The organism is Klebsiella sp. CN_Kp106 (assembly GCF_040064575.1).
GTDB lineage: Bacteria > Pseudomonadota > Gammaproteobacteria > Enterobacterales > Enterobacteriaceae > Klebsiella > Klebsiella michiganensis.
The window spans coordinates 29,122-51,491 of the sequence record NZ_JBEAIG010000054.1; the positions used below are offsets into that span (position 1 = coordinate 29,122).

The following is a 22,370-nucleotide window of genomic DNA, read 5'->3' on the forward strand; positions in this document are numbered from 1 at the left end:
AACGTTAATTGTCAGGAGAAACCCCCGATGTCGCAAAGCAAATACCGCCAGCAGGACGTACGTGCACCGCGTGGCACAACGTTAAATGCGAAGAGCTGGCTGACCGAAGCTCCGCTGCGTATGCTCATGAATAACCTCGACCCGGATGTCGCCGAAAACCCGCATGAGCTGGTGGTGTATGGCGGCATCGGACGCGCGGCGCGCAACTGGGAATGCTATGACGCTATCGTGAAGGCGCTGAAAAACCTGGAGAGCGACGAAACGCTGCTGGTGCAGTCCGGTAAGCCGGTGGGTGTATTCAAAACCCATGAAAACTCGCCGCGGGTGCTGATCGCCAACTCCAACCTGGTGCCGCACTGGGCAACCTGGGAACACTTTAACGAGCTGGATGCCAAAGGGCTGGCGATGTACGGCCAGATGACCGCCGGCAGCTGGATCTACATTGGCAGCCAGGGCATCGTGCAGGGCACCTATGAAACCTTCGTTGAGGCAGGCCGCCAGCACTACCAGGGCAGCCTGAAGGGGCGCTGGGTGTTGACCGCCGGTCTGGGCGGCATGGGCGGCGCGCAGCCGCTGGCCGCGACCTTAGCGGGCGCCTGCTCGTTGAATATCGAATGCCAGCAGAGCCGCATCGATTTCCGCCTGCGTACCCGCTACGTTGACGAACAGGCGACGTCGCTGGATGATGCGCTGGCGCGCATCAAAAAATATACTGCCGAGGGCCGGGCGATCTCTATCGCACTGTGCGGCAACGCGGCAGAGATCGTGCCGGAAATGGTCAAACGCGGCGTGCGCCCGGATATGGTGACCGATCAGACCAGCGCCCACGACCCGCTGCACGGCTATCTGCCGAAAGGCTGGAACTGGGAAGAGTACCAGGCTAAGGCCGAGTCGGACCCGCAGGGCACTATCCTGGCGGCGAAACGCGCAATGGCCGACCACGTGCAGGCGATGCTGGCATTCCACGAAATGGGCGTGCCGACGTTTGACTACGGCAACAACATTCGCCAGATGGCCCAGGAGATGGGCGTTGGCAACGCGTTTGCTTTCCCAGGCTTCGTTCCCGCCTATATCCGCCCGCTATTCTGCCGCGGCATCGGCCCGTTCCGCTGGGTTGCCCTGTCCGGCGACCCGCAGGACATCTATAAAACCGACGCGAAAGTGAAAGAGATCGTTAAAGACGATAAGCACCTGCATCACTGGCTGGATATGGCCCGCGAGCGTATCAGTTTCCAGGGGCTACCGGCGCGTATCTGCTGGGTAGGCCTCGAATGGCGGCAGAAGCTGGGGCTGGCGTTTAACGAAATGGTCCGCAGCGGCGAAGTCTCCGCGCCGATCGTCATTGGCCGCGACCATCTGGACTCCGGCTCCGTCGCCAGCCCGAACCGCGAGACGGAAGCGATGCGTGATGGTTCCGACGCCGTCTCCGACTGGCCGCTGCTCAACGCCTTACTGAATACCGCCAGCGGGGCGACCTGGGTGTCGCTGCATCACGGCGGCGGCGTCGGGATGGGCTTTTCGCAGCACTCCGGCATGGTTATCGTCTGCGACGGTACCGATGAAGCGGCGGCGCGCATTGCCCGCGTCCTGCACAACGACCCGGCGACCGGCGTGATGCGTCATGCCGACGCGGGCTACGATATCGCGATTGAGTGCGCGACAGAACAAGGTTTGAATCTTCCGATGGTGGCAGCAACGCAGGGGCACGCTAAATGAACGCTTTAACACTGATTCCGGGTCAACTCAGCCTGTCGCAGCTGCGCGACGTCTACAGCCAGCCGCTGAACATTACGCTAGACGAAAGCGCGTTCGCGGCGATTGATGACAGCGTTGCCTGCGTCAACGCGATTCTGGCGGAAGGCCGCACCGCCTACGGTATCAACACCGGTTTTGGCCTGCTGGCGCAGACGCGCATCTCAACCGAAGATCTGGAAAACCTTCAGCGATCGCTGGTGCTGTCGCACGCGGCGGGGATTGGCGAACCGCTGGATGATGACCTCGCGCGTCTGATTATGGTGCTGAAAATTAACAGCCTGTCGCGCGGCTTTTCCGGCATTCGCCTGAGCGTGATTCAGGCGCTGATTGGCCTGGTCAACGCGGGCGTGACGCCGTGGATCCCGGCGAAGGGATCGGTCGGCGCCTCCGGCGACCTCGCGCCGCTGGCGCATATGTCTTTGACCCTGCTTGGCGAAGGGAAAGCGCGCGTGCGCGGCGGGGAGTGGCTGCCGGCGACGGAAGCGCTGCGTCAGGCGGGGCTTGAGCCGATTACTCTGGCGGCGAAAGAGGGGCTGGCGCTGCTCAACGGCACGCAGGCGTCGACGGCGTTTGCCCTGCGCGGCCTGTTCGAAGCCGAAGACCTGTTCGCTTCCGCGGTAGTTTGCGGGTCGTTAACCACCGAAGCGGCGCTCGGTTCGCGTCGTCCGTTTGATCCGCGCATTCACGAAGCGCGCGGTCAGCGCGGGCAGATTGACGCCGCGGCGCTCTATCGCCATCTGCTGACCGACGACAGCGCGATTTCCCAGTCGCACCATAACTGCACCAAGGTGCAGGACCCGTACTCTCTGCGCTGCCAGCCGCAGGTGATGGGTGCCTGCCTGACCCAGCTTCGCCAGGCGGCGGAAGTGCTGCTGGTTGAAGCCAACGCGGTATCCGATAACCCGCTGGTGTTCGCCAGCGAGAACGACGTGATTTCCGGCGGTAACTTCCACGCCGAACCGGTGGCGATGGCGGCGGATAATATCGCGCTGGCGATTGCCGAAATCGGATCGCTGTCGGAGCGCCGTATCGCGCTGATGATGGACAGCCATATGTCGCAGCTGCCCCCTTTCCTGGTCAAAAACGGCGGCGTCAACTCCGGGTTTATGATTGCCCAGGTGACGGCGGCGGCGCTGGCCAGCGAGAACAAAGCGCTGTCGCACCCGCACAGCGTGGACAGTCTGCCAACCTCCGCTAACCAGGAAGACCACGTCTCGATGGCCCCGGCCGCCGGCCGCCGCCTGTGGGCGATGGCGGAAAATACCCGCGGCGTACTGGCCGTTGAGTGGCTGGCCGCCGTGCAGGGTCTGGATATGCGCGAAGGCCTGAGCAGCAGCCCGCTGCTGGAAGAGGCGCGCCACCTGCTGCGCGAACGGGTGACCCATTACACCGAGGACCGCTTCTTCGCCCCGGACATCGAAAACGCCATTGCGCTCCTGGCGGCGCGTCATCTGACGCGGCTGCTGCCTGCCGTGCTCTGAGACCAACGCTAAACCATCGCTGTTCTCTGTACCTGCGCCGGGAGGATCTCTTCCTCCCGGCCACCCTACACGCATATTTGTCGTCGTATAAAAACTATCAGGACACTTGCATATGCAACAACAAAACAAGCCACACCTGCTGCGCGGGCTGAATGCCCGGCACATTCGTTTTATCGCCCTCGGCTCCGCCATCGGTACCGGGCTGTTCTACGGCTCGGCATCGGCGATCAAGGCCGCGGGCCCGGCGGTACTGCTGGCCTATCTGATCGGCGGCGCGGCGGTGTTTATCGTGATGCGGGCGCTGGGGGAAATGGCGGTACGCAACCCCGTTTCCGGCTCCTTCAGCAGCTACGCGCGCCAGTATCTTGGCCCGCTGGCGGGTTTTATTACCGGCTGGACCTACACCTTTGAGATGGTGATCGTCGCCCTCGCGGACGTTACCGCGTTCGGCATCTATATGGGGCTGTGGTATCCCGATGTTCCCCGCTGGATCTGGGTGCTGAGCATTATCTTTTTTATCGGCGCCATGAACCTGTGCAGCGTGCGCGTTTTCGGCGAGATGGAGTTCTGGCTGTCGCTGATCAAAGTGGTGGCGATTATTGCCATGATTGTGGCGGGCGGCAGCATCATTTTCTTTGGATTCGGTAACGCCTTTCCGGCAACCGGGCTGGAGAATTTGTGGAGCCACGGCGGCTTTGCCCCTAACGGCTGGGAGGGCATTATAGCCTCGCTCGGTATCGTGATGTTTGCCTTTGGCGGCGTCGAGATTATCGGCGTGACCGCGGCGGAAGCGAAGAATCCGCAGAAGGTGATCCCGCAGGCGATCAATACTATCCCGCTGCGAATCGTGCTGTTCTATGTCTGCACCCTGGCGATTCTGATGGCGATTTTCCCGTGGAACAGCTTCGGCGAGCGGGGCAGTCCGTTCGTGCTGATTTTTGATGGTCTGGGGATTCCGGCGGCGGCCACCATCCTGAATATCATCGTGATCAGCGCCAGTATTTCGGCGATTAACAGCGATATTTTTGGCGCGGGGCGCATGATGTACGGCATGGCGAAAGAGGGGCTGGCGCCGAAGAGCTTCCAGCGCATCGCCAGCAACGGGGTGCCGTGGATGACGGTGGTGGTGATGGGCGTGGCGCTGCTGGCGGCGGTGGTGCTGAACTACCTGATGCCGGAGCAGGTGTTTGTGCTGATTGCCTCGCTGGCGGCCTTCGCGACGGTGTGGGTCTGGCTGATGATCCTGCTGGCCCACTTTGCGATGCGTCGCGGCCTGTCCGCTGAAGAGCGCGGCAATATCGCGTTCCCGGTACCGTTCTGGCCGGTGGCGCCGCTGCTGACGCTGCTGTTTATGGGACTGGTCATCGCGGTGCTGGGGATGGTGGAGGAGACGCGGATTGCGCTTATCGCCGGTCTGGTATGGCTCGGGCTGCTGACGGCGGTGTGGTTTGCGCGGGTGCGCAAAAACGCCGTGCAGGCGGTGACGGAGTCGTGATTGTTTTGGTTTACCCGGGTTGCGGCTGACGCCTTACCCGGGCTACCCAATCGCACTCACCTGTAGCCCGGATAAGGCGTTTACGCCGCCATCCGGGGATTAGCTAAACAGGGCGGTAATCGACGCGCTGCCGAGGCTGTGGAAATGGACGTTAAAGCCGACCATCGCGCCGCTCGCGCCCTCATCGACCGCAATTTTTTCGACGTCCAGCGCGTGGACGGTAAAGATATAGCGATGGGTCTCGCCTTTTGGCGGCGCCGCGCCGCCGTATCCGGCCTGGCCAAAATCGGTACGGGTCTGAATCGCTTCTTCGGGCAGTTCCGCCTGTCCGGAGCCGGCTCCCTGCGGTAACACGCGGGTATCGGCCGGAAGATTGGCCACCAGCCAGTGCCACCAGCCGGAGCCGGTGGGCGCATCGGGATCGAAGCAGGTCACCACAAAGCTTTTGGTTCCGGCCGGCACATCGTCCCACGCCAGATGCGGCGAGATATTATCGCCATCGTAGCCCATGCCGTTAAAGACATGACGATTGGGCAGCTTCTCACCATCCTGTAAATCATGACTGATTAATTTCATCGTCTCTCCTCGTAGTCATCCGCTGATTAGCCAGAAAGTGTAGCGCGAGAGAGGCGCCATTACCGTCGCTTATTCGCTAAAAAATGTTTCTTCCTGAACCGCGGCGTTTACCGCCCGCGTCAGGCGGCTCAGCTGCTCCGGCGTAATGATGTACGGCGGCATCAGGTAAATCAGGCGACCGAACGGGCGGATCCACACGCCTTGTTCGACGAAAAAGCGCTGCAGGGCGGCCATATTCACCGGCCGATGCGTCTCGATAACGCCAATCGCTCCCAGCACCCGCACATCGGCAACCTGCGCGGATTCGTGCGCCGGCGCCAGCTCGGCGCTGAGCTGCGCTTCAATGGCTGCCACCTGCTGCTGCCATTCGCCGCTTTCCAGCAGGCGCAGACTCTCGGTCGCCGCCGCGCAGGCCAGCGGATTGCCCATAAAGGTCGGGCCGTGCATAAAGCAGCCGGCTTCCCCGTCGCTGATAGTTTCTGCCACCTGACGGGTGGTGAGGGTGGCGGAGAGGGTCATGGTGCCGCCGGTCAGCGCTTTGCCGAGGCACAGAATATCCGCCGCAATCCCCGCGTGCTCGCAGGCGAACAGCTTACCGGTTCGACCAAAGCCGGTGGCGATCTCATCGGCGATCAGCAGGATGCCCTCGCGATCGCACATCCTGCGGATCCGCCTGAGCCACTCGGGGTGGTACATCCGCATTCCGCCCGCGCCCTGAACAATCGGCTCGAGGATCACCGCGGCGATTTCATGGCGGTGGGCGGCCATCAGCCGGGCGAACGGCACCATATCCCGTTCATCCCAGTCGCCGTCGAAGCGGCTCTGCGGCGCCGGGGCGAAGAGGTTATCCGGCAGATAGCCCTGCCACAGGCTGTGCATTGAGTTCGTCGGATCGCAGACCGACATCGCGCCGAAGGTATCGCCGTGATAGCCGTTGCGGAAGGTGAGAAAGCGCTGGCGCGGGTCACCTTTCGCCTGCCAGTACTGCAGCGCCATTTTCATCGCCACTTCGACGGCGACGGAGCCGGAATCGGCGAGGAACACGCATTCGAGGCTTTCCGGGGTCATCGCCACCAGCTGGCGGCACAGGGCGACCGCGGAAGGGTGGGTAATCCCACCGAACATGACGTGCGACATCTGGTCAATTTGCGCTTTCATCGCCGCGTTCAGGCGCGGGTGATTGTAGCCATGAATGGCCGCCCACCAGGACGACATGCCGTCAACCAGCTGCCCGCCGTCGGCGAGGGTCAGCTCACAGCCGTGGGCGGCCACGACCGGATAGACCGGCAGCGGCGAAGTCATTGAAGTGTAAGGGTGCCAGATGTGGCGCCGATCGAAAGCGAGATCGTCCGTTGTCATAATCGACTTGTAAACCATTTTGAAAACATTTAGGTTTACGAGTATAAACCGAACCAACAATTAACAAAACCCTTTGGAGAGGCTAATGGCTCACCACCCCCGCTGGACAATGTCGCAAGTTACTGAGTTATTTAATAAACCCTTTCTGGATCTGCTGTTTGAAGCGCAACAGATCCATCGCCAGCACTTCGACCCGCGCCAGGTTCAGGTCAGCACGCTGCTGTCGATTAAGACCGGCGCCTGCCCGGAAGACTGCAAATACTGCCCGCAAAGCGCGCGCTATAAAACCGGTCTGGAATCCGAACGCCTGATGGAGGTTGAACAGGTGCTTGAGTCGGCGCGACAGGCGAAACAAGCCGGTTCAACCCGCTTCTGTATGGGGGCGGCGTGGAAGAATCCGAACGATCGCGATATGCCGTATCTTGAGCAGATGGTGAAAGGGGTAAAAGCGCTGGGGCTGGAAGCGTGCATGACCCTTGGCACGCTCAACGATAGCCAGGCCCAGCGTCTGGCCGGCGCCGGTCTGGATTACTACAACCACAACCTCGATACCTCGCCGGAATTCTACGGCAATATCATCACCACCCGCACCTATCAGGAGCGCCTCGATACCCTCGATAAAGTGCGCGATGCCGGAATTAAAGTGTGCTCCGGCGGTATTGTCGGGCTGGGGGAAACGGTCAAAGACCGCGCCGGGCTGCTGCTACAGCTGGCCAATCTGCCGACGCCGCCGGAAAGCGTGCCGATTAACATGCTGGTGAAGGTCAAAGGCACGCCGCTGGCGGATAACGACGACGTGGACGCCTTTGATTTTATTCGTACTATCGCCATCGCGCGCATCATGATGCCGACCTCGCACGTGCGCCTCTCCGCCGGTCGTGAACAGATGAACGAACAGACCCAGGCAATGTGCTTTATGGCCGGGGCGAACTCGATTTTCTACGGCTGCAAGCTGCTGACCACGCCAAACCCGGAAGAGGACAAAGACCTGCAGCTGTTCCGCAAGCTGGGGATTAATCCGCAGCAGACCGAGGTACTGGAAGGCGATAACGCCCAGCAGCAGCGGCTGGAGCAGGCGTTGATGAACCCGGATACCGAGGAATATTACAACGCGGCGGCGCTATGAGCTGGCAGCACCGCATCGAGCTGGCGCTGGCGGAACGGCAGGCGGCGGATGCCTTGCGCAGTCGCCTGCCGGTGACGCTGGGCGCAGGACGCTGGCTCAGCCGCGAAGGGCGGCGCTGGCTCAATTTTTCCAGCAACGATTATCTTGGCCTCAGCCAGCATCCGGCTATCGTCAAGGCCTGGCAGCAGGGCGCGGATCGCTATGGCGTCGGCAGCGGCGGCTCCGGCCACGTCAGCGGCTATAGCGAGGCGCACCGCGCGCTGGAGGAGCAGCTGGCCGACTGGCTGGGCTATCCGCGCGCGCTGCTGTTTATTTCCGGCTTTGCCGCGAATCAGGCGGTGATTGCCGCGCTGGCGGGCAAAGAGGATCGGATTGTCGCCGACCGTCTCAGCCACGCTTCGCTGCTGGAAGCCGCCAGCCTGAGCCCGGCGCAGCTGCGGCGTTTTCAGCACAACGACAGCCGCCATCTTGACGATTTGCTGGCGAAACCGCTATCCGGCCAGCAGCTGGTGGTGACCGAAGGCATTTTTAGCATGGACGGCGATAGCGCGCCGCTGGCTGAGGTTTCTCAGGCGGCGCGGGCGGCCGGCGCGCTTCTGCTGGTTGACGACGCGCACGGTATCGGCGCGCTCGGCGAAGAGGGGCGCGGCAGCTGCTACGCGCAGCAGGTACGCCCGGATCTGCTTATCGTCACCTTCGGTAAAGCGTTTGGCGTCAGCGGCGCGGCGGTGCTGTGCAGCGAGGCGCTGGCGGATTATCTGCTGCAGTTTGCCCGCCATCTGATTTACAGCACCGCCATGCCGCCGGCGCAGGCGGTGGCGCTGAGCGCCGCGCTGGCCGTGATTCGCAGCGACGAGGGTCAACAGCGGCGGGAAACGCTGGCCGGCCATATCGCCGACTTTCGCCGGGGAATGTCCCACTATCCCGGCGAGCTCACTGATTCCGGCAGCGCGATCCAACCGCTGATCGTCGGCGACAATGCCCGCGCGCTGCGGCTGGCGGCGCGTCTGCGTGAGGAAGGCTGCTGGGCGACGGCCATTCGCCCGCCGACGGTTCCCGTCGGCAGCGCGCGGCTGCGCCTGACGCTGACCGCCGCGCACGAGTCTGCCGATATCGCCCGCCTGCTGGAGGTGCTGCATGACGGCGGTGAATAAGCGCGCCGTCGCGGCGGCGTTTGGCCGCGCGGCGGGACATTACGCTCAGCACGACGAATTACAGCGCCTTAGCGCCTCTCTGCTGCTGGAACAGCTCGATATCAAGACCTTTCCTGAGGTGCTGGACGCGGGCTGCGGTCCCGGCAGCATAAGCCGCTTCTGGCGCGATGCAGGGAGCCGGGTGACGGCGCTGGATCTTTCCGTCGACATGCTGGCGGAGGCCCGCCGCGGAACCTGCGCGCACCGCTACGTCGAGGGCGACATCGAAGCGCTGCCGCTGGCGGACGGCTGCGTTGATCTGGCATGGAGCAACCTTGCGGTTCAGTGGTGCGACAATCTCGCGACCGCCATTGATGAGCTGTCCCGGGTAGTGCGGCCCGGCGGCCGCGTGGCGTTTAGTACGCTGCTGTCAGGTTCGTTACCTGAGCTCAATCAGGCCTGGCGAGCCATCGATGAGCGGCCGCACGCCAACCGTTTTCTCAGCGAGCAGGCGGTGCGTCAGGCGCTGGCCGAACGCCGCGCCAGCGGCCACGTCCACGCCATCACGCTGCCGTTTCCCGACGCGCTCAGCGCGATGCGCTCGCTTAAAGGCATTGGCGCGACCCATCTGCACCACGGACGCAGCCCTGCGCCGCTCAGCCGCGGCAAGCTGCGGCAGCTCCAGCTCGCCTGGCCGCAGCAGCAGGGCCAGTGCCCGCTGACGTATCATCTTTTTACAGGAGTTATCGAACGTGACTAAACGTTTCTTCGTTACCGGCACCGACACCGAGGTGGGGAAAACCGTCGCCAGCTGCGCGCTGCTGCAGGCGGCCAATCGCGAGGGATTTAAAAGCGCTGGCTACAAACCGGTGGCTTCCGGCAGCGACTATACGGCCCAGGGATTACGTAATGAGGATGCGCTGGCTTTACAGCGCAATAGCCGCGTGGCGCTGCGCTACGAGCAGGTCAATCCGTTCACCTTTGCTGAACCGACGTCACCGCATATTATCAGCGCCGATGAAGGGAGACCGATTGACGCCGCCGCGATTTCTGCTGGACTGCGCGAGCTGGAAGCGCTGTCCGACTGGCTACTGGTGGAAGGGGCGGGGGGCTGGTTTACGCCGCTGTCAGAAACGCTGACCTTTGCCGATTGGGTAGAGGAAGAGCGGCTGCCGGTGATTTTAGTGGTCGGCGTTAAGCTGGGGTGCATCAACCATGCCATGCTCACCGCTCAGGCGGTGCTGCAGGCCGGACTGCCGCTGGCGGGCTGGATAGCCAACGATATCCAGCCGCCCGCCAGGCGCCACCCTGAATATCTGGCAACGCTGAAACGCGTGCTGCCCGCGCCGTTTCTTGGCGAGATCCCGTGGCTGGCGGAGGCGGCTCAGCGCGAGGATCTCGGTCAGTATCTCGACCTCAGCGCGCTGGATCGGGCGTCATCCACTTCGCCAGCAGCGGGGCATCCAGCTGGATAACGTCTCCCTGGGCTACGCTGCGTCCACAGTGCAGCAGACAGAAACGATCCGCCACCCGACGAATAAACGGCAGGTGCTGTTCGGCGATCAGCACCGTCAGGCCAATATCGCGGTTCAGGCGCATCAGTAAATCCCCGAGCTTGTGCAGGAAGCGCTGGCCGCCGCCGCGCGAAGGTTCGTCGAGGATCAGCAGGCGCGGACGGGTTATCAGCGCCCTGGCCAGCGCCAGCTGGTACTGATCGTCGGCGCTCAGGGTAATCCCTTTACTTTGGCGCAGAGCGTACAGCTCGGGGAACAGATCGTAAATCTCTCCGGCGACCGCTGACGCCGGTTCGCCGCCCGCCGCAAGGGCAATGTGCAAATTTTCCTCCACGCTCAGCTGCGAAAAAATCCGTTTATCCTGCGGTACATAGCCAATGCCGATGGCGCTGCGCGACTGCGCGGAGAGCGGCATCAGGTCATAGGGCGCCGATCCTCCGTCCTGCCAGGTGATAGTGCCGCTGGCCACCGGCAGATGACCGGTAATACAGTTGACGAGCGTGGTTTTCCCCATTCCCTGGCGCCCCATGACGCAAGTGCATTTACCGGGTTTGAGCTCAAGGTCAACATTCCACAGCGTGTGCTGGCTTCCGTAATAGTGGTTCACGGCGCGTAGACTCAACATAGACGTTTTCTCCTTTCCTGGGATAGCAGGCGACGAGAAGATTCTGCAAATCTCTTGCCAGGAAAAAGAACTCTCGGTATTTGCTGGTCAATACAGGTGCGACCGGGCACAAGCGGACCGACCTTGCACTTTCCCGGTGCCCGCGCGCTGAAATGTGGTGCAAAAAATAACAAAAAATCTAGCCACTCTTCGCCAATAAACAGCAAAAAAAATTCAATTAATTTTTTTCGCGGCGGGTTTGGTCGGGGCGACGGGTTTTGTTCGGGTGGCTCGGGTCATGGGCTGCAGACAGTTATCCACTATTCCTGTGGATAACCTTGTGTATTAGAGTTAGAAAACTTGCGGTAAGCTAGAGAGTACGCGGCCTGCGGCCGAATTGGCGCGAAACCCGTCTTTTATTAAATTCTATTAAATATCAATTATTTAAATAAAATCAATGCCTGTAAGAAAAGTGTCACCGACTGCCATAAAACATTCATCCCCTCGCTTGACAAATGTTAAATGGTCATACTTTTTGGGGATAACCCTGAGGCGTGGTCGATTATCCCGTAAAGCGGTTTTTATTCGTCCATGTTGGCGGTAAAAAGCGCTAATTAGTCCGACTACGATAATACGGCACTGTTTTTATATCCAGTATTTTTTATTGGCAAAAGCTGAGCCGGCGAGTAGAATTAAACACCTGCCGTTCAACCCTTCTTCAGGTTCTGATTGATGAGTAAACCGTTCAAGCTGCATTCTGCTTTCCGTCCCTCCGGCGATCAGCCGGAAGCCATTCGTCGCCTGGAAGAGGGGCTGGAAGATGGCCTGGCGCATCAAACCCTGCTCGGGGTCACCGGCTCAGGTAAAACGTTTACTATCGCCAACGTCATTGCTGACCTGCAGCGTCCGACGATGGTGCTGGCGCCAAACAAAACCCTGGCGGCGCAGCTATACGGCGAAATGAAAGAGTTCTTCCCGGAGAACGCGGTGGAGTATTTCGTCTCGTACTACGACTACTACCAGCCGGAAGCCTACGTGCCAAGCTCGGACACCTTCATCGAGAAAGATGCGTCGGTGAACGAACATATTGAACAGATGCGTCTGTCGGCGACCAAAGCGCTGCTGGAGCGTCGCGACGTGGTGGTGGTGGCCTCGGTCTCCGCTATCTACGGTCTGGGCGATCCGGATCTGTATCTGAAAATGATGCTGCATCTGACGGTCGGCATGATTATCGACCAGCGCGCTATTTTGCGCCGCCTGGCCGAGCTGCAGTATACCCGCAACGATCAGGCCTTCCAGCGCGGTACCTTCCGCGTGCGCGGCGAGGTGATTGATATCTTCCCGGCGGAGTCTGACGATATCGCGCTGCGCGTTGAGCTGTTCGATGAGGAAGTTGAGCGCCTGTCGCTGTTCGATCCGCTGACCGGTCATATTGAGTCGACGATCCCGCGCTTCACTGTTTATCCCAAAACCCACTACGTCACCCCGCGCGAGCGCATCGTCCAGGCGATGGAAGAGATCAAAGTTGAACTGTCGGAGCGGCGTAAGGGACTGCTGGAGAACAACAAGCTGCTGGAAGAGCAGCGTCTGAGCCAGCGTACGCAGTTCGACCTCGAAATGATGAACGAGCTGGGCTACTGCTCGGGGATTGAAAACTACTCGCGCTATCTGTCGGGCCGCGGGCCGGGCGAACCGCCGCCGACGCTGTTTGACTACCTGCCGGCCGATGGTCTGCTGGTCATCGATGAGTCCCACGTCACGATCCCGCAGATCGGCGGTATGTACCGCGGGGACCGGGCGCGCAAAGAGACGCTGGTGGAGTACGGTTTCCGCCTGCCGTCGGCGCTCGATAACCGTCCGCTCAAGTTTGAAGAGTTTGAGGCCCTGGCGCCGCAAACCATCTATGTTTCGGCGACGCCGGGAGCCTATGAGCTGGATAAATCCGGCGACGAGGTGGTGGACCAGGTCGTCCGTCCTACGGGGCTGCTGGATCCGGTCATCGAAGTGCGTCCGGTAGGCACCCAGGTCGACGATCTGCTCTCGGAAATTCGCATCCGCACCGCGATCAACGAGCGCGTGCTGGTCACGACGCTGACCAAACGCATGGCGGAAGATTTAACCGAATATCTGGAAGAGCACGGCGAGCGGGTGCGCTACCTGCACTCGGACATCGACACCGTGGAGCGCATGGAGATTATCCGCGACCTGCGCCTCGGCGAGTTTGACGTGCTGGTGGGCATCAACCTGCTGCGTGAAGGTTTGGATATGCCGGAAGTTTCGCTGGTGGCGATCCTGGATGCCGATAAAGAAGGCTTCCTGCGCTCTGAACGCTCGTTGATTCAGACCATTGGCCGCGCGGCGCGAAATATCAACGGCAAAGCGATTCTCTACGGCGATAAAATCACTCCGTCGATGGCGAAAGCGATCGGGGAAACCGAGCGCCGTCGCGAGAAGCAGCAGGCGTACAACGAAGAGCACGGTATCGTTCCGCAGGGTCTGAATAAGAAAGTGGTCGATATTCTGGCCCTCGGCCAGAATATCGCGAAAACCAAAACCAAGGGGCGCGGCAAGTCTCGCTCACCGGTTGAGGCGGATGTCGTCGCGCTAACGCCGAAGGCGCTCCAGCAGAAGATTCACGAGCTGGAAGGGCAGATGATGCAGCACGCGCAGAATCTGGAGTTCGAAGAGGCGGCGCAAATTCGCGACCAGCTTCACCAGCTGCGCGAGCTGTTTATCGCCGCTTCGTAGCGGCGTTGCCAGCTAAATATCGCCCGGGCCTTACCGGGTCTTCGGGCGATGGACGGAATGTGTTTTTCGTAGGCCGGGTAAGGCGCCAGCCGCCACCCGACAGAAAAGCGGGCACATGAGCCGAAACGCTTTGGTTATTTGTTGCCCCTCTGTCGCGATTTTCCGTGATGCTTAATGTTGGCTTAATCTTGTTTGGCGAAACTATCCTCACTTTACTGAGGATAGCGCCATGCAAAAATTAACCTTCCGCGAATACCTGGCAGTCACCTGCGCGTTTGTTATCGTCGTTGCCTTTTTCCATCAGTGGGTGCTGACGTTCTGACGCGAAGCTTTAGGGAAGAGTACCCAGGCGCGAACGCCGGGCCCGGGCTGTCGGTTATGTAAAAAGAACTGCGCGTCGTGCAGCTGGGCGATGCGGGTGACGATGCTTAACCCGAGACCAATACCGCCATAGCGGCTGTCCATGCGGACGAACGCTTTGCTTAACTCACCGCTTTTAGCCTCATCAATTCCCGGGCCTTCATCCTCAACGGCCAGAATGGGCGTTGGGCCAGGCGCTATCGACACTTTAATCGTCGACCCCGTCGGGCTATAACGATGCGCGTTTTCGACCAGGTTACGTAAAATAACCTGCACCAGCGTGGCGTCGCCCGACACGATTGCCTCTCCATCCTTAACGTTGATCGCCAGCGTCTGCTGGCGCTGCTGCAGCATTGTCTCAAGCTCGCTCTGCAGCGGTTCGATTACATCCTCTTTCAGCGCAACCTGCTGATAGCTTCCGGCGGAGAATGACTGGCCAACGCGCGCCAGCTGAAGCAGCTGGGTAATGCTATTGGTCATTTGATCGAGACGCTGAATTAGCGGGTCCACGCTAACGCCATGCACTTTCGCCAGAAGCTCCAGGTGCAGACGCAGCCCGGCCAGCGGCGTGCGCAGCTCATGGGCGACATCGGCGGTAAACAGACGCTCGCGATCGAGGGTTAAATTCAGGCGGGACACCAGCTGATTAATCGCGGTGGTCACCGCGGTGACTTCAGGAACCGATTCCTTCAGCGTGATAGGCTGCAGGTTGTCCGGGGTGCGGCTTTCCAGCTCGAGCTGCAGTCTGGAAAGCGGCTTTGTGATTTTTTTCACCGCCAGCAGGGAGATATACAGCGCCAGGCCGATAATCAGCAGGCTTGGGATCAGCAGGCTGGCTACCGCTTCGCGAACCTCATGCTCTATATGCTTCTGATTGTTATGCCCTTCAATGGCGCTGGCGACCAGCAGCTGAATCTGCTCCTGACTTTCATGCCACAGCCAGAACACGCTGATGAGCTGACAAACGGCCAGAATAGCGCCAATTGTCAGCAGCAGCCGATGACGCATAGTCCAGTTTTCACTGACAAAAAAAGCCATAGCGTTATTCGGTCTCCGCGTTATCAACCAGCATATAGCCAAAGCCCCGGACGGTGCGGATGCGTGATTTGCCGACTTTATCGCGCAGATTATGGATATGCACCTCCAGCGTGTTGGTAGCCGGTTCGTTGTCCCAGCTGTAAATGTCGTTGTAGAGAATTTCGCGATGCACCGGGCTGCCCGCTTTCATCATCAGGCGTGAAAGCAGAGCGTACTCTTTGGGCGTTAAATCCAGGGACTGCTCGCCGAGCCAGACCAGCCGCCGGGTGACGTTCAGGCGCAGATTGCCGACGGACAGTTCGTTATCGCCCTGATTATTGTGACGACGCAGTAGGGCGCGAATGCGCGCGTTCAGCTCTTCCAGCGCAAACGGCTTAACCAGGTAGTCATCCGCGCCGGTATCCAGGCCGCTGATGCGGTCATCCACGGTATCGCGGGCGGTGAGGATCAGCACCGGCTGGCTGAACTTCTCCCGTCGCATGCGCGCCAGGAAGTGCAGACCGTCTTCATCCGGCAGGCCGAGGTCGAGAACCACCAGGCTGTAGTGGTTGCTGGCCAGAGAGAGGGCGGCTTCGTGGGCGGTTGATACGCCGTCGCAAACGTAGCCCTCGCTTTGCATCGCCAGAATTAACCCTTGTAACAGGAGCGCATCGTCTTCAATGACTAAAATTTTCATCGGCCTGCCTCTCTACATGGCGTTAAAATATCGTCTGTTGCCTGGTACTCGCGGGTGCTGACCCCGAGCAGACCGAGCAGGGTGGAGAAAAGATTATCCTGCGAATACGCTTGCGTTTTCGCTTTTTGCTGCAAACACGGGCTGGACACGCCATAGCGCTGTTGATAATCCGCTGACAGCCACAGCAGCATCGGGACGTGTTTTTGCGTCTCCGGGGCGATGGACCACGGTAGCCCGTGTAAATACACCCCATCCTCGCCAAGCGACTCGCCGTGATCCGAGAGATACACCAGGCTGGTGGTAAATTTATCCTGCTTTGACTGCAGTAATTTTATCGCTTTGTCGACCACATAATCGACATACAAAATCGTATTATCGTAGGTATTGGTGAGCTGCTGCTGGGTGCAACTCTGAATCTCGTTGGTGTCGCAGGTGGGCGTAAACTGTTTAAACTGCGCCGGATAACGATTGTAGTAGGTTGGGCCGTGGCTGCCGATAGTGTGCAGAACGATAATCCCGTCCTGCTGCAGATTATCGATATAGTTCTCCAGGTTATGGAACAGCACCTCATCGTAGCATTCTCCGTCGATGCACTGGCCGCTAAGCTTGAGATCGGTGACGTTCTGGTGCGGTACCCGGTCGCAGGCTCCTTTACAGCCGCCGTCGTTATCATTCCACTGAACCTGAATTCCCGCGCGCTGCAGGATATCCAGCACGCCTTCCTGATGGTGCGCCAGCTCTTCATCATAGTGGGCGCGCGGCATATTAGAGAACATGCACGGTACAGAAACCGCGGTCGCAGTGCCGCAGGACGTGGTGTCGGGGAAATAGATAACATTATCCTGTTTCAGGCGCGGGTTGGTCTCGCGGGCGTAGCCGTTCAGGGAAAAGTTTGCCGCCCTTGAGGTTTCGCCTAACACCACGATAGTCAGGTTTTTCCGCGGTCCGCTGCGCATCTCCGGCTTCTGAACCGCGTCTTCGCCAATTTTGACCAGCGGAAGATTATCCATCCTGTTATGCGCATACCAGGAGTTCACGGCCACAATGCTGTTTGACGGGCTCAGGGACTTAACCAGCTCTTTGTTATTGCGAAACAGCGAGGCGTAATCTTTATAGAAAAATGCCGCGACCAGAATAATCAGCAGCGCTGAAACCACGATGCTCAACAGCCTTACCGCCACGCTGCGCCACAGGGTTGCCGGTTTGCGGATTTTAACCCACCAGGCCACGACCACCGCCAGAATGCCGGAGAGTCCCAGGATCAGGACCATTTTTCCGGAGAGTAGCGCAAAGCTTTCGGCGGGAGTGGTATCGAGAATATTGGTGATCATCGCCCGATCGATAACCACGCCAAAGGTCCAGATAAAATACTGGGCCGAGGCGCTAAGCAGAATAAACAGGCTGATAACGAGGCGGTCAAGCTTAAGAAATGACGCTAGCGTGGTGATGATATTCATCACGCTGATAGCCACTATCGGCATACTGAGGAACACCAGCCAGTTATGCAGGCCGTTGACCGGCAGCAGGGTAAACGCCTGGCGATAGAAAGCGATGTTCAGCGCCAGGCCAATATAGCAGGCGAACAGAATCAAATAGACCGTACGGTTAAGCATTGGCCGACGTAAAGAAAATAACGACATAGCGAAGTCCACATAAAGAGATGTTCGCTATGCTGCCCGTTTTTTTTTAAGACAACCTTAAGATTTTAAGCCTGCCTGTTTTTGTCGCAAGAATAAGGCCGCGTTGAGGATTAGCCTAAGGCCTGAATCGCTTTATCCAGCGCGCGGCGCAACAGCTGGCGATCGTGACGATAGGGCACATCGCTGGCGTCCAGCGGCGTCTGAATGACGACCCGATCCTTAATCCCTGCGATATCGGCTTTCGGGCCGACAACCAGCGCGTCAATCACCCGTTTACCAATTTGCTGCTCCATAATGGCGACCCTGTCCGCCAGCGTCAGGCTGGCTGCCGGGCTATGCTCTTTGCCGAGGTTATCGATAAAGACCATTGGCGCGGGCGTGCGGCGCAGCGCCTTCGCCATCTCATCAAGCAGCAGAATCGGCATCAGGCTGGTATAGAAGCTGCCGGGGCCAATCAGGATTAAATCGGCTTCGGCGATGGCTTCTATCGCTTCACGGGTGGTGGGCACCGGCGGGGAGAGCATAAGCTCGCGCGGCACGCTGGCAAGCTGATCGATATTCACTTCACCGTAAACTTCGTGCCCTTCATGGTCGATGGCCATAAGATCGACCGGTTGTTCCGACATCGGGATCAGAAACGCGTCGACCTTAAGAAGATTCCTTATCAAATTGATCGCTTCAAGCGGGCGCACGCTCAGGTGATCCAGCGCCTTAAGCATCAAATTGCCGAGGTTATGCCCGGAAAGCTCACCGTTGCCGCTAAAACGGTACTCAAACATCGCTGAGGCCACGCTGGGTTCGGCGATGAGCTGATTAATACAGTTGCGCATATCGCCCCAGGCGATGCCGCCTTCCGCGCGACGAATGCGCCCCGTAGAGCCGCCGTTATCGGTCGTGGTGACGATGCCGGTGAGGCGTGAACCGAGCGAAGAGAGGGATGACATTACCCGGCCCAGCCCGTGCCCGCCGCCGAGTGCCACCACGCGATCCAGATCGGCGAAAGTGCGATTGCGCATAAAAATCCCTTATAGCTATTTATCGGGCTCACAGTAACCGATCTACCCCTAAAAGACGATGGGCTGAATCTGACAAACTGACCGACATCAATGCAAAAGCGTGGTTTTTAGCTATTCTGTAGCGAAAATACGCGATCGTATCGATATGTACATGATTATATAACGAAACTGGAAATGGCATAACCGTTATTAAAGCGCTACTATTCGGCGTAACCCACTAACACTCTAGCCTCTGTGCCTGTGTCGAAAGATATGGTGCTTTGGCCGTGACAACCTCGGTTGCCACCAGGGCGCGAAAAGAAATGACCGCGTCTCCCGTATTTGGAAAGGTGTCTATGGCTTCACAGCTTACCGATGCATTTGCGCGGAAGTTTTACTATCTGCGTTTATCAATTACCGACGTATGCAACTTTCGTTGCACCTACTGTCTCCCCGATGGCTATAAGCCCGGCGCCGTCACCAATAAAGGCTTTCTCAGCGTTGATGAAGTTCGCCGCGTGACGCGCGCGTTCTCCGCCCTGGGGACGGAAAAGGTGCGCCTGACCGGCGGCGAACCCTCGCTGCGTCGCGATTTTACCGACATCATCGCCGCGGTGCGGGAAAACCCTTCTATTCGCCAGATTGCGGTCACCACCAACGGCTACCGGCTGGCGCGCGACGTTGAAAGCTGGCGCGATGCCGGGCTGACGGCGATTAACGTCAGCGTGGATAGCCTCGATGCGCGTCAGTTTCACGCCATCACCGGCCAGGACAAGTTTCATCAGGTGATGGACGGCATCGATGCCGCATTTGCCGCTGGCTTCGAAAAAGTGAAGGTCAATACCGTGTTGATGCGCGACGTTAACCATCACCAGCTCGACACTTTTCTGGCGTGGATCCAGCCGCGCCGCATTCAGCTGCGTTTTATTGAATTGATGGAAACCGGCGAAGGCAGCGATCTGTTCCGCCGCCATCATATCTCGGGCATGGTGCTGCGCGATGAGCTGCTGCGTCGCGGCTGGATCCATCAGATCCGCCAGCGTAGCGACGGCCCGGCGCAGGTGTTTTGCCATCCGGATTATGCCGGGGAAATCGGTCTGATTATGCCTTATGAAAAAGACTTCTGCGCTACCTGTAACCGTCTGCGCGTCTCTTCCGTGGGTAAATTGCACCTGTGCCTGTTCGGCGAAGGCGGCGTCGATCTGCGCGATCTGCTCGCCGATGAGCAGCAGCAGCCGGAGCTGGAGGCGCGCATATCCGAGGCGTTAACGCACAAAAAACAGACCCACTTCCTGCATCAGGGCAACACCGGTATTACCCAGAACCTGTCCTATATTGGCGGATAATTCATTTTAAGGAGCGATCAGATGAGCCAGGCCAGCGCTGAGTTTATCCCGACCCGTATTGCTATTCTCACCGTCTCCAGCCGACGTGGCGAAGAAGACGACACCTCCGGACACTGGCTGCGCGACGCGGCTGAGGAGGCGGGGCACGTCATCGTCGATAAGGCGATTGTGAAAGAGAACCGCTACGCCATTCGCGCTCAGGTGTCGGCGTGGATTGCCGGCGATGAGGTGCAGGTGGTGCTGATTACCGGCGGCACCGGTTTTACCGACGGCGACCAGGCGCCGGAAGCGCTGCTGCCGCTGTTTGACCGCGAAGTGGAAGGTTTCGGCGAGGTGTTCCGCATGCTCTCCTTCGAAGAGATCGGTACCTCGACCCTGCAGTCCCGCGCCGTTGCCGGGGTGGCGAACCGCACGCTGATTTTTGCGATGCCCGGCTCAACCAAAGCCTGTCGTACCGCATGGGACAATATTATTGCGCCGCAGCTCGATGCGCGCACGCGCCCGTGCAACTTTATCTCTCATCTTAAGAAGTAATTTATGACGCAGCTGACCCATATTAACGCCGCCGGCGAAGCGCACATGGTCGATGTCTCAGGGAAAGCGGAGACGGTTCGCGAAGCGCGCGCCGAGGCCTATGTTGAAATGCAGGCCACGACGCTGGCGATGATTATCGACGGTAGCCATCACAAAGGCGATGTCTTTGCCACCGCGCGCATTGCCGGGATCCAGGCGGCAAAACGCACCTGGGAGCTGATTCCGCTTTGCCATCCGCTGATGCTGAGCAAAGTCGAAGTCAATCTGCAGGCGCAGCCCGAGCATAACCGGGTGCGTATCGAATCCCTGTGCCGTCTGACCGGGAAAACCGGCGTTGAGATGGAAGCCCTGACCGCCGCTTCCGTCGCCGCGCTGACGATTTACGATATGTGCAAAGCGGTGCAGAAAGATATGGTGATAGGTCCGGTGCGCCTGCTGGCGAAAAGCGGCGGCAAGTCCGGCGATTTCAGAGTGGAAGATAGCCATGATTAAGGTTCTTTTTTTTGCCCAGGTGCGCGAACTGCTCGGCACCGACTCCCTGACGCTCGATCCGCAAGGCCTGACCACGGTTGAAGCCGTTCGCCAGCAGCTGATCGCCCGCGGCGACCGCTGGGCGCTGGCGCTGGAGGAGGGCAAGCTGCTGGCGGCGGTAAACCAGACGCTGACGACGTTTGATCACCCGCTGGCGGCCGGTGATGAAGTGGCGTTTTTCCCGCCGGTTACCGGGGGATAACATGACGCAGACGCGTATTATCGTCAGCCATGACCGCTTTAAGGTCGGCGACGAATACCCCTGGCTGGCCGAGCGCGATGAAGACGGCGCGGTAGTGACGTTTACCGGCAAGGTCCGCAACCACAACCTTGGCGACAGCGTCAAAGCGCTGACCCTCGAACACTATCCGGGGATGACGGAAAAGTCGCTGGCGGAGATTGTGGAACAGGCGCGCGAGCGCTGGCCGCTGGGCCGGGTGACGGTGATTCACCGTATCGGCGAGATGTGGCCCGGGGAGGAGATTGTCTTTGTCGGCGTCACCAGCGCCCACCGCGGTAGCGCGTTTGCGGCGGGGGAGTTTATTATGGATTACCTGAAGACCCGCGCGCCGTTCTGGAAGCGGGAGGCGACGCCGGAAGGCGAGCGCTGGGTCGATGCGCGAGATAGCGACCGTGAAGCGGCAGAACGCTGGTAGTGTGGTACGCTTAGAAGATAAATTTCGTTAATCAGGAGACAGTCATGGATAGATATCCTCGTTCCGGGTCGATCGTACAGGGTCGCAGCGGACTTCAAACTTATATGGCGCAGGTGTACGGCTGGATGACGGTCGGGCTGCTGCTCACGGCGTTTATCGCGTGGTTTGCGGCCAACACCCCTGCGGTGATGATGTTTGTCTTTTCCAGCAAAATAACCTTTTTCGGCCTGATCATCGCCCAGCTGGGGCTGGTATTTGTGCTCTCCGGCATGGTGCAGCGGCTGAGCGCGGGAATGGCGACCACTCTGTTTATGCTCTATTCGGCGCTAACCGGGCTCACCTTATCCAGTATATTCCTCGTCTATACCTACTCATCGATCGCCAGTACCTTCGTGGTGGCAGGCGGGATGTTTGGCGTGATGAGCCTTTACGGCTATACCACTAAACGCGACCTGAGCGGCTTCGGCAATATGCTGTTTATGGCGCTTATCGGTATCCTGCTGGCGTCGCTGGTTAACTTCTGGCTGAAGAGCGAAGCGCTGATGTGGGCGGTGACCTACATCGGGGTGATCGTCTTCGTCGGCCTGACCGCCTATGACACCCAGAAGCTGAAAAACATCGGCGAGCAGATTGACGTTCGCGATGCGTCAACGCTGCGCAAATACTCGATTCTTGGGGCGCTGACGCTGTATCTGGACTTTATCAACCTGTTCCTGATGCTGCTGCGCATTTTCGGCAACCGTCGTTAACTCGTTCCCGGATGGCGGCGCGATGCGCCTTATCCGGGCTACCAGACCGCAGAA

Annotated in this window: 21 protein-coding genes and 1 riboswitch; of the genes, 14 read left to right on the forward strand and 7 right to left on the reverse strand. The window is 59.4% G+C overall.

Features of this window, described 5'->3' with window-relative positions; genetic code table 11:
• Positions 1-27: 27 nt before the first annotated feature.
• The 3 genes from hutU to ABLU96_RS18595 all read left to right on the forward strand — a co-directional run bounded on the left by hutU (position 28) and on the right by ABLU96_RS18595 (position 4,731).
• Positions 28-1,716, forward strand: coding sequence for a urocanate hydratase (gene hutU / locus ABLU96_RS18585; protein WP_064358405.1), 1,689 nt, complete (start codon positions 28-30; stop codon positions 1,714-1,716).
• Entirely contained in the window at positions 1,713-3,236 is a 1,524-nt protein-coding gene (gene hutH, locus ABLU96_RS18590) for a histidine ammonia-lyase (protein ID WP_025108118.1), read from the forward strand. Before hutU ends, hutH begins: the two co-directional genes overlap by 4 nt.
• A gap of 112 nt (positions 3,237-3,348) precedes the next feature.
• Positions 3,349-4,731 carry an amino acid permease gene (locus ABLU96_RS18595; protein WP_004849033.1) on the forward strand — a complete coding sequence of 461 codons (1,383 nt, stop codon included), beginning with the start codon at positions 3,349-3,351 and terminating at the stop codon, positions 4,729-4,731.
• A gap of 99 nt (positions 4,732-4,830) precedes the next feature.
• On the opposite strand, the gene ABLU96_RS18600 is transcribed toward ABLU96_RS18595, so the two are convergent.
• Both ABLU96_RS18600 and bioA read right to left on the reverse strand, forming a co-directional pair.
• The gene (locus ABLU96_RS18600) at positions 4,831-5,307 is read right to left on the reverse strand and encodes a kinase inhibitor (RefSeq protein WP_009653774.1); all 477 of its coding nucleotides are present in this window, start codon (positions 5,305-5,307) and stop codon (positions 4,831-4,833) included.
• Between the two features lie 69 nt (positions 5,308-5,376).
• On the reverse strand, positions 5,377-6,666 hold the full coding sequence (bioA, locus tag ABLU96_RS18605; protein WP_064404791.1) for an adenosylmethionine--8-amino-7-oxononanoate transaminase: 1,290 nt from the start codon (positions 6,664-6,666) through the stop codon (positions 5,377-5,379).
• Between the two features lie 85 nt (positions 6,667-6,751).
• Here bioA and bioB point away from each other — a divergent pair, with 85 nt between their 5' ends.
• From bioB to bioD, 4 genes are read left to right on the forward strand one after another with little or no spacing between them, the layout of a single operon-like run.
• Complete coding sequence (gene bioB / locus ABLU96_RS18610) at positions 6,752-7,792, forward strand: biotin synthase BioB (protein ID WP_014228484.1); 1,041 nt, start codon at positions 6,752-6,754, stop codon at positions 7,790-7,792.
• The gene (bioF, locus tag ABLU96_RS18615) at positions 7,789-8,946 is read left to right on the forward strand and encodes an 8-amino-7-oxononanoate synthase (RefSeq protein ID WP_025108115.1); all 1,158 of its coding nucleotides are present in this window, start codon (positions 7,789-7,791) and stop codon (positions 8,944-8,946) included. The genes bioB and bioF overlap by 4 nt, the downstream gene beginning before the upstream one ends.
• Positions 8,930-9,685: a malonyl-ACP O-methyltransferase BioC gene (gene bioC / locus ABLU96_RS18620; RefSeq protein WP_048261161.1), complete on the forward strand. Its 756-nt coding sequence runs from the start codon at positions 8,930-8,932 to the stop codon at positions 9,683-9,685. Before bioF ends, bioC begins: the two co-directional genes overlap by 17 nt.
• A complete protein-coding gene (bioD, locus tag ABLU96_RS18625; protein WP_048261159.1) occupies positions 9,678-10,400 on the forward strand; it encodes a dethiobiotin synthase in 723 nt (240 codons plus the stop codon). The genes bioC and bioD overlap by 8 nt, the downstream gene beginning before the upstream one ends.
• Here bioD and ABLU96_RS18630 read toward each other — a convergent pair.
• The gene (locus ABLU96_RS18630; protein ID WP_014228488.1) at positions 10,342-11,064 is read right to left on the reverse strand and encodes an ATP-binding cassette domain-containing protein; all 723 of its coding nucleotides are present in this window, start codon (positions 11,062-11,064) and stop codon (positions 10,342-10,344) included. The genes bioD and ABLU96_RS18630 overlap by 59 nt on opposite strands.
• A 711-nt stretch (positions 11,065-11,775) precedes the next feature.
• Between ABLU96_RS18630 and uvrB the strand changes: the two genes are divergently transcribed.
• Positions 11,776-13,791, forward strand: coding sequence for an excinuclease ABC subunit UvrB (uvrB, locus tag ABLU96_RS18635; protein WP_004849041.1), 2,016 nt, complete (start codon positions 11,776-11,778; stop codon positions 13,789-13,791).
• A gap of 300 nt (positions 13,792-14,091) precedes the next feature.
• Here the strand turns inward: uvrB and pmrB are convergent, their stop codons facing one another.
• The 4 genes from pmrB to yvcK all read right to left on the reverse strand — a co-directional run bounded on the left by pmrB (position 14,092) and on the right by yvcK (position 18,521).
• Positions 14,092-15,189 carry a two-component system sensor histidine kinase PmrB gene (pmrB, locus tag ABLU96_RS18640; RefSeq protein WP_014228490.1) on the reverse strand — a complete coding sequence of 366 codons (1,098 nt, stop codon included), beginning with the start codon at positions 15,187-15,189 and terminating at the stop codon, positions 14,092-14,094.
• 4 nt (positions 15,190-15,193) lie between these two features.
• A complete protein-coding gene (pmrA, locus tag ABLU96_RS18645) occupies positions 15,194-15,865 on the reverse strand; it encodes a two-component system response regulator PmrA (RefSeq protein ID WP_004849045.1) in 672 nt (223 codons plus the stop codon).
• A complete protein-coding gene (gene eptA / locus ABLU96_RS18650; protein WP_048261157.1) occupies positions 15,862-17,505 on the reverse strand; it encodes a phosphoethanolamine transferase EptA in 1,644 nt (547 codons plus the stop codon). Before eptA ends, pmrA begins: the two co-directional genes overlap by 4 nt.
• 110 nt (positions 17,506-17,615) lie before the next feature.
• Positions 17,616-18,521 (reverse strand): uridine diphosphate-N-acetylglucosamine-binding protein YvcK, encoded by a 906-nt coding sequence (gene yvcK / locus ABLU96_RS18655; RefSeq protein WP_004849048.1) that lies wholly within the window; start codon positions 18,519-18,521, stop codon positions 17,616-17,618.
• A gap of 209 nt (positions 18,522-18,730) precedes the next feature.
• A riboswitch (molybdenum cofactor riboswitch) is annotated at positions 18,731-18,869 on the forward strand.
• On the opposite strand from yvcK, the gene moaA reads away from it, so the two are divergent.
• From moaA to ABLU96_RS18685, 6 genes are all read left to right on the forward strand, one after another.
• A complete protein-coding gene (moaA, locus tag ABLU96_RS18660) occupies positions 18,857-19,846 on the forward strand; it encodes a GTP 3',8-cyclase MoaA (protein WP_064377843.1) in 990 nt (329 codons plus the stop codon). It overlaps the preceding riboswitch by 13 nt.
• Positions 19,847-19,867: 21 nt before the next feature.
• Positions 19,868-20,380, forward strand: a complete 513-nt coding sequence (gene moaB / locus ABLU96_RS18665) for a molybdenum cofactor biosynthesis protein B (protein WP_009653795.1) — start codon at positions 19,868-19,870, stop codon at positions 20,378-20,380.
• Positions 20,381-20,383: 3 nt separating this feature from the next.
• Positions 20,384-20,872: a cyclic pyranopterin monophosphate synthase MoaC gene (gene moaC, locus ABLU96_RS18670; protein ID WP_014228494.1), complete on the forward strand. Its 489-nt coding sequence runs from the start codon at positions 20,384-20,386 to the stop codon at positions 20,870-20,872.
• Positions 20,865-21,113, forward strand: coding sequence for a molybdopterin synthase sulfur carrier subunit (gene moaD, locus ABLU96_RS18675; protein ID WP_004849056.1), 249 nt, complete (start codon positions 20,865-20,867; stop codon positions 21,111-21,113). The genes moaC and moaD overlap by 8 nt, the downstream gene beginning before the upstream one ends.
• A gap of 1 nt (position 21,114) precedes the next feature.
• On the forward strand, positions 21,115-21,567 hold the full coding sequence (moaE, locus tag ABLU96_RS18680) for a molybdopterin synthase catalytic subunit MoaE (RefSeq protein WP_004849058.1): 453 nt from the start codon (positions 21,115-21,117) through the stop codon (positions 21,565-21,567).
• 44 nt (positions 21,568-21,611) lie between these two features.
• The gene (locus ABLU96_RS18685) at positions 21,612-22,316 is read left to right on the forward strand and encodes a Bax inhibitor-1/YccA family protein (protein WP_025108111.1); all 705 of its coding nucleotides are present in this window, start codon (positions 21,612-21,614) and stop codon (positions 22,314-22,316) included.
• The last annotated feature ends 54 nt before the right edge of the window (positions 22,317-22,370 follow it).

Coding starts and splice junctions, on each gene's coding strand:
- moaB (WP_009653795.1), top strand. CDS start 19,868: ATGAGCCAGGCCAGCGCTGAGTTTATCCCGACCCGTATTGCTATTCTC.
- ABLU96_RS18630 (WP_014228488.1), bottom strand. CDS start 11,064: ATGTTGAGTCTACGCGCCGTGAACCACTATTACGGAAGCCAGCACACG.
- pmrA (WP_004849045.1), bottom strand. CDS start 15,865: ATGAAAATTTTAGTCATTGAAGACGATGCGCTCCTGTTACAAGGGTTA.
- yvcK (WP_004849048.1), bottom strand. CDS start 18,521: ATGCGCAATCGCACTTTCGCCGATCTGGATCGCGTGGTGGCACTCGGC.
- hutH (WP_025108118.1), top strand. CDS start 1,713: ATGAACGCTTTAACACTGATTCCGGGTCAACTCAGCCTGTCGCAGCTG.
- hutU (WP_064358405.1), top strand. CDS start 28: ATGTCGCAAAGCAAATACCGCCAGCAGGACGTACGTGCACCGCGTGGC.
- bioA (WP_064404791.1), bottom strand. CDS start 6,666: ATGACAACGGACGATCTCGCTTTCGATCGGCGCCACATCTGGCACCCT.
- moaA (WP_064377843.1), top strand. CDS start 18,857: ATGGCTTCACAGCTTACCGATGCATTTGCGCGGAAGTTTTACTATCTG.
- moaE (WP_004849058.1), top strand. CDS start 21,115: ATGACGCAGACGCGTATTATCGTCAGCCATGACCGCTTTAAGGTCGGC.
- eptA (WP_048261157.1), bottom strand. CDS start 17,505: ATGTCGTTATTTTCTTTACGTCGGCCAATGCTTAACCGTACGGTCTAT.
- moaC (WP_014228494.1), top strand. CDS start 20,384: ATGACGCAGCTGACCCATATTAACGCCGCCGGCGAAGCGCACATGGTC.
- bioF (WP_025108115.1), top strand. CDS start 7,789: ATGAGCTGGCAGCACCGCATCGAGCTGGCGCTGGCGGAACGGCAGGCG.
- bioB (WP_014228484.1), top strand. CDS start 6,752: ATGGCTCACCACCCCCGCTGGACAATGTCGCAAGTTACTGAGTTATTT.
- pmrB (WP_014228490.1), bottom strand. CDS start 15,189: ATGGCTTTTTTTGTCAGTGAAAACTGGACTATGCGTCATCGGCTGCTG.
- uvrB (WP_004849041.1), top strand. CDS start 11,776: ATGAGTAAACCGTTCAAGCTGCATTCTGCTTTCCGTCCCTCCGGCGAT.
- ABLU96_RS18595 (WP_004849033.1), top strand. CDS start 3,349: ATGCAACAACAAAACAAGCCACACCTGCTGCGCGGGCTGAATGCCCGG.
- bioC (WP_048261161.1), top strand. CDS start 8,930: ATGACGGCGGTGAATAAGCGCGCCGTCGCGGCGGCGTTTGGCCGCGCG.
- moaD (WP_004849056.1), top strand. CDS start 20,865: ATGATTAAGGTTCTTTTTTTTGCCCAGGTGCGCGAACTGCTCGGCACC.
- ABLU96_RS18685 (WP_025108111.1), top strand. CDS start 21,612: ATGGATAGATATCCTCGTTCCGGGTCGATCGTACAGGGTCGCAGCGGA.
- ABLU96_RS18600 (WP_009653774.1), bottom strand. CDS start 5,307: ATGAAATTAATCAGTCATGATTTACAGGATGGTGAGAAGCTGCCCAAT.